We start from the raw sequence: 12,344 nt of genomic DNA on the forward strand, positions 1-12,344 counted from the left end.
GAACAGGCCTAGGGGTTTTGTGATTAACTGTTTGCTCGAAATCGGCGAACACTTCAAGAGTCTCCCAGCATGGACCTGAACATCGACCGCAATGCCGCCGAGCCCATGACCCGGCAACTGATGACTCAGCTCGTTGGCTGGATCAGCAGCCATCGCATCCGCCCCGGGGCACGAATGCCTTCCATCCGGCAATTGGCCCAGGAAAATGACGTCAGCTTGTCGTGTGTGATCAAGGCCTACGATCAACTGGTCGCCAGCGGTGTATTGGAGTCCCGGCATGGATCGGGTTTCTTTGTCGCCCAACAAGTGTCCCGGCCCGTGGGGCCGGATGCTGAGACAGGTGAGGGGGCGTGGACGTTATTCGACAACGAATCGACGCAGCTCAAGCTTGGCTGCGGTTGGCTGCCCGACACCTGGCGCGACGACACCGATCTGGGCCAGGCGATCCGTCAGGTAGTGCGCAGCGACAGCCACGCACTGTTCAACTACAGCACGCCCCTGGGCTCTGTACCTCTACGCCAGCACATTCAGAAACGCCTGAGCCTGATCGACATACACGCCGATCTTGCGCAGATCCTCACCACCCAAGGCGCCAGCCACGGCCTTGACCTGCTGGTGCGCACGCTCCTCAAGCCTGGTGACCTGGTCCTGGTGGAAAGCCCTGGTTACTACAACCTGTTCAATCTGCTGAAACTGCATGGCGTCAGAACCCTGGCCGTCCCAAGAGGCACCCAGGGCCCGGATCTCGACAGCCTCGAGCGCTTGCTCGGCCAGCACAAACCCGCCTATTTCTTCATTAACAGCATGTACCAGAACCCCACCGGCACCAGCCTTGCGCCGAGCGTCGCATATCGTCTGCTGCAACTGGCTAGCCAGCATGATTTGCGCCTCATCGAAGACGACATCTACGCCGACTTCCAGAACGGGCCGACGTCCCGCCTGGCGACCCTGGACGGCCTGGACCGGGTGATCTACCTGGCGAGCTTTTCCAAGACGTTGTCCAGTTCGCTGCGCATCGGTTATGTCGTCGCCCAACCCGACATCATCAACCGGCTGGCCGAGGTCAAAATGGTGACCGGCATCGGCTGCTCGCTGCTGGCGGAAAATGTCGTGGCGACTTTGCTGGCCAACGGGGCCTATCGCAAGTTGTTGCAACGCCTGCGTCAGCGTTTGAACAAGCAGATGGCGAGCACGCTGCGTCAGCTTGACCAGGCGCACTGGGAGGTTTTCGCCGAGCCGACCGGTGGCCTGTTCGTGTGGGCCAGGCCTCGGCATGTGGAGAGCGGGCGGGTGCAGCAGATCGCCCGTGAGGCTCAGGTCCAACTCTCCCAAGGCGCCAGTTTCATGCCAGCGAGTGAAACGTGTGACTGGCTGCGGCTGAATGTGGCGTTCGTCCAGGACATTCGTGCGCAGACGTTTTTCCGGCGGATCGAAGAGGCGTCGCTGGCTGAATAGCAGAATGAGGCTGTGTGAGAGTGGGGCGGAATATCGGACTGTTCCCGCAAGCTGCGACAACAGCCGAGGAAGCGCAGTGTACTGGAGTACATGAGCATTCCGAGGCTGTTTTCGCCTTGCCTGACCTTCGTCTCAAGGCTTTTCGTCCAGAGCCTAGGGGCTGAGAGCTGAGAGCTGACGAATGTACTGCACGAGGAAGGGTTTGTTATCCGAATCGACCGGTAATGTAGTCTTCCGTCTGTTTCACTTTTGGCGTGGTGAAGATCCTATCGGTCACATCATGTTCAATCAATTCGCCCATGAACATAAAGGCGGTGGAGTCTGACACCCGTGCGGCCTGCTGCATGTTGTGGGTCACGATGATAACGGTGTATTGCTCTTTCAGCTCAGTGATCAGTTGCTCGATGCGCCCAGTGGAGATCGGATCAAGGGCAGAGGTCGGTTCATCCAGAAGTAATACTTGAGGTTGCAACGCAATGGTGCGTGCGATACACAGGCGCTGTTGCTGGCCACCCGACAGGCTCTGTGCGCTCTGTTTGAGCTTGTCCTTAACCTCGTCCCAGAGTGCTGCACCTTTGAGGGCCTGCTCTACGCATGCATCCATCTCACGACGGGAGAGTTGTTTATGATGGCGCACGGCGTAGGCAACGTTGTCGTAAATGGACATCGGAAACGGCACCGGTTTCTGAAACACCATGCCTATATGGCTACGTAGCCGGTTCATCGAGTAACCAGGCTCGAGGATATTCTCACCGTTAAGCAGCACCTCGCCGCGCGCCTCCTGCTTTGGGTACATGGCGTAGATGCGGTTGAATACCCGCAGTAGCGTCGACTTCCCGCAGCCCGAAGGCCCAATGATTGCAGTGATGCGTTTCTCTGGAATATCCATATCAATGGATTTCAGAGAGCGCTGGTTGTTGTAAAAGAATTCCAGGCCACGAACGCGAATTTTAATTCTTTCGTTGGCAAGGTCACGGCTATTCATCAGGTCGACCTATTGCGTAAAAGGATCCATCGGGACAGTAAGCTGAGTATCAGTACAAATGAGGTCAGCACTAATGCGCCAGCCCAGGCCAAAGAGTGCCAGTCATCGAATGGGCTCATGGCGTACTGGAAAATCACTACGGGCACGCTGGCTATCGGTTTGAGCAGATTGCTGCTCCAGAACTGGTTGCCGAACGCTGTAAACAACAGCGGTGCTGTTTCACCGGTGATTCTGGCGAGTGCGAGAAGCACGCCGGTAACCACACCGGCTTTTGCCGCTCGCAATACGATTTGCAGAGTCAGCTTCCATTGCGGGACACCCAGCGCCAGAGCGGCTTCGCGCATGGTTGAGGGTTGTAACTGAAGCATTTCGTCAGTGGTTCTTACCACCACTGGAATCACTAAAAGGGCCAAGGCCAGGGCACCGGCGATCGCGGAGAAACCGACCTGATGGTTCGTCAGCAGGTTCAATGGCAGGATCACGCCGGTGTAAATGAACAGACCCAGCACAATGGACGGTGCCGACAGCAGAATGTCATTAATAAAACGGACAGTGTTGCCCAGGCGCGAATGTCGGGCGAACTCCGCTAGCCAGATTCCTGCCATCAAACCAATAGGCGTTCCGATGAGCAGGGCGATAGCCGACATCAGGGCACTGCCGTAGAAAGCATTTGCCAGCCCACCTTCCGTACCGGGCGGCGGCGTCATCTGTGTAAAAAGACGAAGGTTGAGCGCCTGGAATCCGTTGATTACCGTGGTCAGTAGAATCCAGACCAGCCAGATGAGGCCGAAAGCAGTAGCACCACAACTGAGCACCATTGCAAGTCGATTCTTGAAAGCTCGGATTTGGTAGAGACGTTCGTTGCCAGTCATAGACCCTCCTTGCGTGAAAGCCGCATAAGCAGGAGTCGGGCTAGCGCCAAGACGATAAAGGTGACGACAAACAGCAAGAAGCCCAGCGCAATCAGCGCGGAACGATGCAGGTCGGTATAGGCTTCGCTGAACTCGTTGGCGATGACTGACGCAATGGAGCTGCTTGGCATCAGCAATGAGGCGGAGAATTGTTGAGCATTACCCAGCACGAAAGTCACCGCCATGGTCTCGCCCAATGCGCGTCCGAGTCCCAGAAAAATTCCCCCGACAACCGCGGACCGCGTATAAGGCAGAACGATGTCCCAGACCACTTCCCAGGTGGTGCTGCCCAGTGCATACGCAGACTCCTTGAGTGTTGTGGGAACGGTACGAAACACTTCATTCATGACGGAGGTGATGAAGGGCATGATCATGATTGCCAACACGATGCCCGCTGTCAGCATGCCGATGCCTAACGGAGGGCCTTGAAACAGCGAACCCACCAAAGGAAGTTCACCCAGATAGTCGTTGATCCAGGGTGATAGATGTTCTGCCATGAACGGGCCGAAAACGAATAAGCCCCACATGCCATAGATAATCGATGGAATCCCCGCAAGCAGTTCAACCGCCGAGGCAACAGGCATCCGCAGCCAGGGCGGCGCTACCTCAGTGAGAAAAATCGCGATGCCAAAGCTGACGGGAACTGCGATCAGCAGCGCCAGAAGAGACGTTACGAGGGTGCCGTAGATCGGTACCAGAGCACCAAAGTGGTTGTTGACAGCATCCCATTCAGTACTTGTAAGAAAGTCAAGGCCGAAGGTCTTGAAGGCAAGACTTCCGCCCCAAAGTGTCGAGGCAGCAATGCTCGCCAGTAGCAACAGCACCAGCACTGCGGCGCCCAGCATTGACCGTTTGAACCAGAGATCATGACGTTGATCGCGCATTGCACGCCGATCACTCGCAACGTCGTTCGTGTGAGTGGTCATGGCCAGAGGATGGACTGTGTCGTTCATAATTCGTCTGCTCACAAACAAACCCCTTCGCCAGGCAACACGTGCTTGAGGAAGGGGTGTTTTAAGTGTTGCCGGATCAACGGGCGAAGTCAGACTTCCAATAACCTTCGATCCGCTTCACCAGGGAGTCAGGCAAGGCGACATAGTCCAGTGCCGATGCCTGTTGCTGGCCATTTTCCAACGACCATTTGAAGAAATTGAAGGCCGCTTGGCTTTGCTCGGCATTCTTGGGCTGTTTGTACATGATGATCCAAGTGGTCGCCGTGATCGGCCATGCGCCATCGCCAGGCGCATTGGTCATGATCAGGTTGAAGTCCTTGGCGTTAGCCCAGTCCGCAGTATCGGCAGCCGCCTGGAACGCTTTGGAATTGGGTTGTATGAATTTCCCGGCGGCGTTCTTCAACTGCGCATGCGTCATCTTGTTCTGCAGGGCATAGGCGTACTCAACATAACCGATTGAGTTTTTGATCTGCTTCACGTAGGCGGAAACACCTTCGTTGCCTTTGCCGCCCACTCCAACGGGCCACGGCACAGTAGTGCCGAAACCGATTTTCGATTTCCAGCCATCACTCACTTTGGAGAGATAGTTGGTGAAGTTATATGAGGTGCCAGAGCCGTCGGAACGGTGAACGACGGTGATCTTGCTGTCGGGCAGTTTCATGCCCGGGTTCAGTGCGACGATAGCCGGGTCGTTCCAGGTAGAAATCTCACCCAGGAAGATTCTCGCCAGGGTCTCACCGTCGAGCTTCAATTGGCCCGGCGCGACGCCTTCAATGTTCATCACCGGCACGATACCGCCAATGACACTGGGAAACTGGCCCAGACCGCCAGCCTTGAGGTCATCAGCGGACAGCGGGGCGTCGGACGCACCGAAATCTACTGTTGCAGCCTTGATCTGAGCGATACCGCCACCCGATCCAATCGACTGGTAGTTGATACGGTTGCTGGAGCTTTTGCTGTAGTCCTGCGACCACTTGGACAAAACCGGATAGACAAAGCTGGAGCCTGCACCGTTAACATCGGTCGCATGAGCAAGGCTACTCATGCAGAGGGAAGCCAGCAGGACAGACAGGCTTTTTTTAGTCAGCAACATCACGACAGCACCTCAATGAAAGGAGTTAAGTGGGGGATACCCACCTATCGGAGAAGTGACGATTTAATTCTTTAAATATTTCTGTCTAATGACAGTTTCGGTGTTTTTGGCAATATTTTGAAATAAATGTGAGTCGATCACATTCACTCGTCTGCTCGCCGAAATGCTCGACTGTAACGGTATAGAGCCATTGGGATGGCCATCAGGCATGCAGAAACGATGAGGCAAGCTTGCTCACATGACGGTTTCCCAGCGGATAGAGGAGGCATTGCTTGTACTCAGCGGAGGGTGGCCGCATATAGCAAAGAGATGTTAATGGGAATAGATATCAAACGGTAATGAGTTGCTGTATCTTTCGCGACACATTCTTGTCGACCGTCCGGAGACGGTCGGTGTCTTCCCATTAAGGTTGTGCTTCGATGCGTCGGATTCTCGTTTCACTGTGTGTGCTCCAGACTTGTTCCGTTTCAACCTGGGCTGATGAGCCCATTGCCCCGGACCGGGCGCCGCTGGAGTTGCAGGCCACGGATATCGTGGGCCTTTCGGACACTGAAACCGCACAGGGCCCCGTCAATGGCTATCACGCCACCCGTTCGGCCAGCGCCACGCGCACCGACACCGCCCTCCATGAAACCCCGCAATCCATCAGCGTAGTGTCCCGCGACGTGGTGGAAGACCTCGGCGCCACCCGCCTGCAGGATGCGCTCGATTATGCGGGCGGAGTGGGGCGGGCCAACAATTTCGGCGGTCAGGGCCTTACCACGTTCACGGTGCGCGGCTTCACCACCGGAGAGTTCTACCGCAACGGATTCCCGATCAACCGTGGCTACCCGAACATGCCCGACGCCAACACCATCGAGCGGCTTGAAGTGCTGCGCGGCCCGGCGACCATGCTGTACGGTCGTGGCGATCCGGGCGGTACATTCAACGTGGTGTCCAAGCAACCGCTGGCCGAACGCACGGTGACCCTGGGCAGTCAGTTCAACGACCAGGGCATGCGTCGCGGTACGCTGGATGCGTCCGGCCCGTTGGATGAAGAAGGGCGCCTGGCCTATCGCCTGAACGTGATCGGCGAGGGTGGCGACACCTTCCGCGACCATGTCGAGACCGAGCGCTATGGCGTCGCGCCGGTGCTGACCTGGCAGGTCAACGACACCACCCGCCTGACGCTCGAGGGCGATTTCATGCGCAACAACCATCCGCTGGACCGTGGCCTGACGCATTATGGCGGCCAGCGTGGCACGGCCTCCCGCGATACCTTCTTCGGCGAAAAAGACGCCGGCAAACTGCACAACGACAACAACATGCTGCAGGTACGTTTCGAGCACATGCTCAACGACGACTGGACCCTGGCCGGCGGCACCCAGTGGCTCGACGGCACCTTGCAGGGCAACGCGGTGGAAGGCAACGGCATCGCGGCCGACGGGCGTACCCTGGGCCGCAATTTCAGCTACCGCAAACTGGAGTGGACCGACCGGGACACACAGCTCAACCTCACCGGGCACTTTTCGACCGGCGGGTTCGAGCACACGCTGTTGACCGGGGTCGAGTATGAGGACTACGACTATCAGTCCATCATCCAGCGTTCCGCCGCAGGAGCGGGTGCCTACCCGATCGATATCTTCAATCCGGTGTATGGTCAGCCTCGCCCGGCATTGACCCGTACGCCTACCGATGATCAGGAAAACCTCAAGACGTTCGGCGTGTTCGTCCAGGATCAGGTGGCGCTCACCGAGCGCTTGAAGCTGTTGGCGGGGGCGCGTTTCGAGCGCTTTGAGCACAAGTACGAAACGTTCGTCCCACAGACCCCGGCTGGCAGCAAAAACTGGAACGTGACTGACAGTGCCGTAACCCCGCGCCTGGGAGTGACCTACGACCTGACTGACACGGTGGCCGTCTACGCTAATACCGCCCGCTCTTTCAAACCCAACACCGGTGCCAGCCGTGAGGGACAAGGGAACGGCTTCAAGCCGGAGAAGGGCAAGTCCTATGAAGTGGGTGTCAAATGGGAAGCGCTGGATCGTCAGCTGAGTGTCGATGCCGCCATCTACCAGATTGAAAAACGTAACGTGCTCACCACCGATCCCGTGGATTCGACTTTCAGTGTGGCGGCAGGCGAAGTACGCAGCCGTGGCTTCGACCTGAACGTGGCCGGCAACCTGACGCCGGAATGGCGCATGATCGGCGGCTATGCTTATGTCGATGCCGAGGTGACCAAGGACATCAGCATCCCCAGCGGCACCCGCCTGCTCAACGTGCCGAAGAACACCTTCAGCCTGTTGAACGTCTACGAGCTCCAGGACGGTGGCCTCAAGGGGCTGGGCCTGGGAGCAGGGGTCAAATACGTGGATGAGCGGGCCGGCCAGACCGCGGCGAATGCGTTCTCGATGGACAGCTACACCGTCGTCGACCTGCTTGGCTACTACAAGGTCAACGAACGGATCCGCCTCAACCTGGACCTGAAAAACCTGTTCGACGCTGATTACGAAGAAGGCGCCTTCGGCAACGTCTACGCCTACCCGGGCGCACCGCGAACGGTGCAGGCGGGCATTTCCTATACCCTCTAAAGCAAGTGCACTCCCTGTGGGAGCGAGCCTGCTCGCGATAGCGGTCTGTCAGTCAATAATTTCCAGCTGACACACCGCCATCGCGAGCAGGCTCGCTCCCACAATGGGGCTGTGGCGATGCCTACCACTTACCCGTGCTCATCCCGCCATCCACCGGCAGTACCGCGCCGGTCGTAAAGTCGGCACCCGCCAGATACAGCACGGCCTCGGCGATTTCCCCGATGGTGCCCACACGGCCGGCCGGGGCCAGGTGGTTGAGGAATTCGCGATGAGCCGGGTCATGCATCGGTGTATCGATGATGCCAGGGGCGACGGCGTTGACCTTGATGTTGTACGGCGACAACTCGAGGGCCAGGGCTCGGGTCATCTGGTTGACGCCACCCTTGATCAACACCGGCAGCGCGGCCGGCACCTGGATGTTCGGCTGCAGGGCCACAGCGGCGGAAATGTTGATGATAAAACCCTGTCGGCGACCGATCATGTGCGCGGCAGCCGCCTGGCTGGCGTAGACAAGTCCCTTGAGGTTGGTGTCCAGCAACGATTCCAGGTCTTGAGGGCTGTAGTCGACGAAGGGTTTGGGCAGGAAGAACCCGGCATTGTTCACCAGACCGTCAACAGCCCCGAACGCTTCGATGGCCTGGGCGATGAGCTGGGTCGACGTGGCAGGGGCGGCGATATCGCCGGCCACACCGATGAAACGGGCCGAGTGATCGAGCTGGCCAGCGGCATCGTCCAGTCCCGAGCGGGAGCGGGCATTGCCGACCACGTTATAACCCCGGTCCAGAAACGCCTTGACCAGACCCAGGCCGATGCCACTTGAGGCGCCGGTGATGATGACGGTTTTATTGAGACTCATGATTTGACTCCTGATCACATTGGGTTGAACCGCTGCGCCGTTGGGGCGGTGGTTGAGATCAGAGTATTAGTGCGCTGGAGATTGATAAACGGGGCTGACGGTACTTGAGTTGATACTTGATGTAATCAATCTCTCATTCAACCCAAGCCCCTTGTGGTGCGAGCCTGCTCGCGACAGCGGTCTCTCAGTAAAACAATTTTCAGCTGACACACCGCTATCGCGAGCAGGCTCGTTCCCACAGGGGAAACAGGGCCGACAGACATAAAAAAGCCCGGTCAATCAGGCCGGGCTCGATAGAAGCAGGTGCTCACTCCTTGGGAAGACTTCGGTACTGCGTGGTCGTCATGCCCGCGTAACCCCAGTTATCGGTATCGACCTCCTCGATCACGATATGGGTCAGGTGCGGATCCTTGCCCAGTACACGCTGGAGAGTTTCGGTGATCTCCGAAATCACCTGGGCTTTCTGTTCGCGGGTGACGCCATCACGGGTGATCCGCACATTGACGAAAGGCATGTTGCACTCCTGCTGGTTGAGAGAAGGTACGCAGGCTTTCCTGCGAACCGAAGCCACTGTATTTATACGCTACGGACTGATAAACAGGCATCTGCGATCTTCAGTTGATACACGGTGTAACGAATCATGAAGCGACATTTTGAAGACCTGCAGTTGGGCAGCATAGAACTGTTTTGCCTGGCGGCCGAAGCGGGCAGCTTCACGGCGGCGGCCCAAGTGGCGGGTGTTACCCCGGCGGCGGTAAGCCGTTCGATCTTTCGCCTGGAGGAGCGCCTGGGCTCACGTCTGTTCGTGCGCACCACCCGCAGCATCCGCCTGACCGATGCCGGCAAGACCTATTTCGAGCAGTGTCGGCAGGCGCTGACCCAGTTGGTGGAGGCGCAACAGGAGATGATGGGGGCGCAATCGATGCCGTCAGGGCAACTGCGCATCAGCCTGCCTACTACCTATGGTCATCACCGGATCCTGCCCTTGCTTCCGGCCTTCCGTGCGCTGTATCCGCAAGTCAGCGTGGACGTGCACCTGAGCAATCGGAACATCGACTTCGTCGCCGAGGGCTATGACCTGGCGATTCGGGTCCGGGCCCAGCCGGACTCTTCCTTGATCGCCCGGTTACTGGAGGACGCCAGGCTGGTAGTGGTCGCCGCGCCGGACTATCTGCGCAAGGCCGGCACGCCACGAGCCCTCGAAGACCTGGACGATCACGAATGCATTCAGTTCGAGTTGCCCAGCAGCGGTCGACGAATTTCCTGGCTGTTCAATGTCGATGGCAAAGAGCGAGAGGTGTTCGGCCAAGGCAACTATTGCTGTTCGGATGATGTGCTGGGCGGGGTGACGCTGGCCAGGCATGGTGCGGGATTGTTCCAGACCTACCGGTTCATCGTCGAACAGGAACTGGCGGACGGGAGCCTGGTGGAAGTGCTGCAACCTTTCAGTGGCCGGTCACGCCCCTTCACTTTGCTCTACCCCCATGGCCGATACATGCCCCAGCGGGTTCGCGCCTTCGTCGATTTCCTGTTGCAGCATCGGGAGCAGTGGGCTGGCAGCTGAGGACACTCCCTTGTGGGAGCGAGCCTGCTCGCGATAGCGGTAAGTCAGTCGATACTGAGCTGACTTGAAGGACGCCATCGCGAGCAGGCTCGCTCCGACATTGGGTTCAGGGTTGACCGCAAGCTCATTGTCTACCGACAAACCCTGTGGAAGTGATTAGAACTTGAACGCCTGCCGCCCGATCAGCAGCCACTTGCCGTCCTTCTGCTTCTGCCAGATCTGAAAGTTCTCGATTTCAGTCGGCACGATGTCGGAACCCTTGATTGACTGTGCCGAGAAGTGGTTGCGCACCAGGGCGGTGTCACCTGACAGGATGATTTTCTGATTCTTCATTTCCAGAGTCTTGAACGCGCTCTTGCCGGTTTCGATGTCGGCGATAAAGGCTTTCTTGTCCTGGATGTTACCGCTGGAGTGACCGTAGGTGAGGCTCTCGGCAGCCAAGGCCTGAAGCTGGGGGATGTCCTTGTGCAGCATGGCCTGGGTCAGATGGTCGACAGCCTGTGCCACGTCTTGCTCGGCCGAAGCAGCGGCTGTGGCTGCGTAGCCGCCGAACAGGCAGAAGAAGCTCATCACCAATGTCGCTTTTTTCATGGAGTGTGTCCTTGTTGTTGTTAGATATGAGAAATGAGCGTTTGAAATACACTCATCTGTCATCGTACAACTACTTTGGTGTGACGGAAACAGCTGAGTCGCAGCCTTTTCACTGAAATTCGCCGTGAACCGCCACACATGTGTGCTCGACAAGCCTGCTTCGGCAGGCTACGGATCAGAATCCCTCGCGAACCGCCCCCCGAATCCCTTCCAGCAACATGGTGAACGCCGGGTTGTCATTGTCTTCGTGCCACACCAGATGCAACTCGCTCTGTACGCCTTCGCCCAGATCGATCTCGCGGAACACCACCTGCCTGAACACCACGCTGGTGGCACAGCGTGGCACCAGCGCCAGGCCCATGCCGGCGTTGACCAGTGCCAGGATGGTCAGTGATGACCCCAGCCATTGCACGAATTGCGGTGCGACCCGGGCCGAGCGGAGCATGCCGGTGAGCAATTCGTTGAAGGGTGGGTAGGCGGTATGGGAATACATCAGGAATGGTTGGCCATCAAGGTCCTGGACACTGACGGATTCGGCGCTGGCCAGCGGGTGACCGGCAGGCACCGCCAGGACAAAGGGCTCGCGCACCAGGCATTCGGTGGCGTAGCCGGTTTCCAGCAGCGGCGAGCGGACGATGCCCAGGTCGATGCGCCTCGCGCGAAGGGCTTCGTGCTGCTGGTAGGTGTTCATTTCCGACAGGACGATTTTGACTTGAGGCTGTTTCAGCCGTGCTTCGGCGATGACTTTCGGCAAAAACTCGTACACCGCGCTGCCGACGAAACTGATGGTGACCGAGCCGATGTCGCCTTGGGCAAAGCGCCGGGCGGCCGTGGCGGCTTGTTGCGCCTGCTCCAGCAGGTTCTGCGCTTCGATGAAAAAAGCCCGGCCGGCGGCAGTGAGGGCAACGCTGCGGGTGCTGCGGGTGAACAGTTCGACGCCCAGGTGATGCTCCAGCAATTGGATCTGCCGGCTCAAGGGCGGCTGGGTCATGTTCAGCCGTTCGGCGGCGCGGCGGAAATTGAGTTCCGTCGCGACGGTGGTAAAGCAGCGCAGTTGGGCGAGTTCAAACATTGATTCAATCCAGGTATCAATCAAGTGCCAAGTTAGATTAGACGGGAACAATGTACCCCGTCCATCATCGAGCCGTTCCCCACAAAAACAACGACTGGGAGGCTCCCTTGGATAACGCACTGGACTCCATGTATGACAGTTCCCTGGCGCGAGCCAGGCAATGACCTCGCTGGTCGCCGCCGTGGTGATCTTTTTCGCCGTACCTCGCCGCGGCGTGACACACCCGACTCATTCTCCGACAAGCGCGAAACCGCCGCGCAAGCCAATCCGCCGGAAAACAACCAAACCCTGAACCCT

Annotated in this window: 11 protein-coding genes; 3 read left to right on the plus strand and 8 right to left on the minus strand. The window is 58.1% G+C overall.

Going from position 1 to position 12,344, the window contains the following annotated elements:
• Positions 1 to 69 precede the first annotated feature (69 nt).
• Entirely contained in the window at positions 70 to 1,455 is a 1,386-nt protein-coding gene (locus tag AD665_RS08665; RefSeq protein WP_024777734.1) for an aminotransferase-like domain-containing protein, read from the plus strand.
• Between the two features lie 205 nt (positions 1,456 to 1,660).
• Here the strand turns inward: AD665_RS08665 and pstB are convergent, their stop codons facing one another.
• The 4 genes from pstB to pstS all read right to left on the minus strand — a co-directional run bounded on the left by pstB (position 1,661) and on the right by pstS (position 5,397).
• A complete protein-coding gene (pstB, locus tag AD665_RS08670) occupies positions 1,661 to 2,440 on the minus strand; it encodes a phosphate ABC transporter ATP-binding protein PstB (RefSeq protein WP_024777733.1) in 780 nt (259 codons plus the stop codon).
• Positions 2,440 to 3,312: a phosphate ABC transporter permease PstA gene (gene pstA / locus AD665_RS08675; protein WP_024777732.1), complete on the minus strand. Its 873-nt coding sequence runs from the start codon at positions 3,310 to 3,312 to the stop codon at positions 2,440 to 2,442. Before pstA ends, pstB begins: the two co-directional genes overlap by 1 nt.
• Positions 3,309 to 4,277, minus strand: coding sequence for a phosphate ABC transporter permease subunit PstC (gene pstC, locus AD665_RS08680; RefSeq protein ID WP_033034292.1), 969 nt, complete (start codon positions 4,275 to 4,277; stop codon positions 3,309 to 3,311). The genes pstA and pstC overlap by 4 nt, the downstream gene beginning before the upstream one ends.
• Positions 4,278 to 4,380: 103 nt before the next feature.
• A complete protein-coding gene (gene pstS, locus AD665_RS08685) occupies positions 4,381 to 5,397 on the minus strand; it encodes a phosphate ABC transporter substrate-binding protein PstS (protein ID WP_024777730.1) in 1,017 nt (338 codons plus the stop codon).
• Between the two features lie 419 nt (positions 5,398 to 5,816).
• Between pstS and AD665_RS08690 the strand changes: the two genes are divergently transcribed.
• Positions 5,817 to 7,964 (plus strand): TonB-dependent siderophore receptor, encoded by a 2,148-nt coding sequence (locus AD665_RS08690; protein WP_053191747.1) that lies wholly within the window; start codon positions 5,817 to 5,819, stop codon positions 7,962 to 7,964.
• A 121-nt stretch (positions 7,965 to 8,085) separates the two neighbouring features.
• On the opposite strand, the gene AD665_RS08695 is transcribed toward AD665_RS08690, so the two are convergent.
• Entirely contained in the window at positions 8,086 to 8,820 is a 735-nt protein-coding gene (locus AD665_RS08695) for an SDR family NAD(P)-dependent oxidoreductase (protein ID WP_024777728.1), read from the minus strand.
• Between the two features lie 307 nt (positions 8,821 to 9,127).
• Entirely contained in the window at positions 9,128 to 9,334 is a 207-nt protein-coding gene (locus tag AD665_RS08700; protein WP_003202537.1) for a tautomerase family protein, read from the minus strand.
• A gap of 126 nt (positions 9,335 to 9,460) precedes the next feature.
• On the opposite strand from AD665_RS08700, the gene AD665_RS08705 reads away from it, so the two are divergent.
• Entirely contained in the window at positions 9,461 to 10,384 is a 924-nt protein-coding gene (locus AD665_RS08705) for a LysR family transcriptional regulator (RefSeq protein WP_024777727.1), read from the plus strand.
• Positions 10,385 to 10,540: 156 nt separating this feature from the next.
• On the opposite strand, the gene AD665_RS08710 is transcribed toward AD665_RS08705, so the two are convergent.
• Positions 10,541 to 10,975: a nuclear transport factor 2 family protein gene (locus tag AD665_RS08710; protein WP_024777726.1), complete on the minus strand. Its 435-nt coding sequence runs from the start codon at positions 10,973 to 10,975 to the stop codon at positions 10,541 to 10,543.
• 175 nt (positions 10,976 to 11,150) lie between these two features.
• On the minus strand, positions 11,151 to 12,047 hold the full coding sequence (locus AD665_RS08715; protein WP_024777725.1) for a LysR family transcriptional regulator: 897 nt from the start codon (positions 12,045 to 12,047) through the stop codon (positions 11,151 to 11,153).
• Positions 12,048 to 12,344: the final 297 nt, after the last annotated feature.

Source organism: Pseudomonas corrugata (assembly GCF_001269905.1).
GTDB lineage: Bacteria > Pseudomonadota > Gammaproteobacteria > Pseudomonadales > Pseudomonadaceae > Aquipseudomonas > Aquipseudomonas corrugata.

What these genes read in the sequence shown, in the direction of transcription:
- pstA (WP_024777732.1), bottom strand. Translation starts at nt 3,312, where the DNA reads ATGACTGGCAACGAACGTCTCTACCAAATCCGAGCTTTCAAGAATCGA.
- AD665_RS08690 (WP_053191747.1), top strand. Translation starts at nt 5,817, where the DNA reads ATGCGTCGGATTCTCGTTTCACTGTGTGTGCTCCAGACTTGTTCCGTT.
- AD665_RS08695 (WP_024777728.1), bottom strand. Translation starts at nt 8,820, where the DNA reads ATGAGTCTCAATAAAACCGTCATCATCACCGGCGCCTCAAGTGGCATC.
- AD665_RS08710 (WP_024777726.1), bottom strand. Translation starts at nt 10,975, where the DNA reads ATGAAAAAAGCGACATTGGTGATGAGCTTCTTCTGCCTGTTCGGCGGC.
- pstB (WP_024777733.1), bottom strand. Translation starts at nt 2,440, where the DNA reads ATGAATAGCCGTGACCTTGCCAACGAAAGAATTAAAATTCGCGTTCGT.
- AD665_RS08665 (WP_024777734.1), top strand. Translation starts at nt 70, where the DNA reads ATGGACCTGAACATCGACCGCAATGCCGCCGAGCCCATGACCCGGCAA.
- AD665_RS08715 (WP_024777725.1), bottom strand. Translation starts at nt 12,047, where the DNA reads ATGTTTGAACTCGCCCAACTGCGCTGCTTTACCACCGTCGCGACGGAA.
- AD665_RS08705 (WP_024777727.1), top strand. Translation starts at nt 9,461, where the DNA reads ATGAAGCGACATTTTGAAGACCTGCAGTTGGGCAGCATAGAACTGTTT.
- pstS (WP_024777730.1), bottom strand. Translation starts at nt 5,397, where the DNA reads ATGTTGCTGACTAAAAAAAGCCTGTCTGTCCTGCTGGCTTCCCTCTGC.
- pstC (WP_033034292.1), bottom strand. Translation starts at nt 4,277, where the DNA reads ATGACCACTCACACGAACGACGTTGCGAGTGATCGGCGTGCAATGCGC.
- AD665_RS08700 (WP_003202537.1), bottom strand. Translation starts at nt 9,334, where the DNA reads ATGCCTTTCGTCAATGTGCGGATCACCCGTGATGGCGTCACCCGCGAA.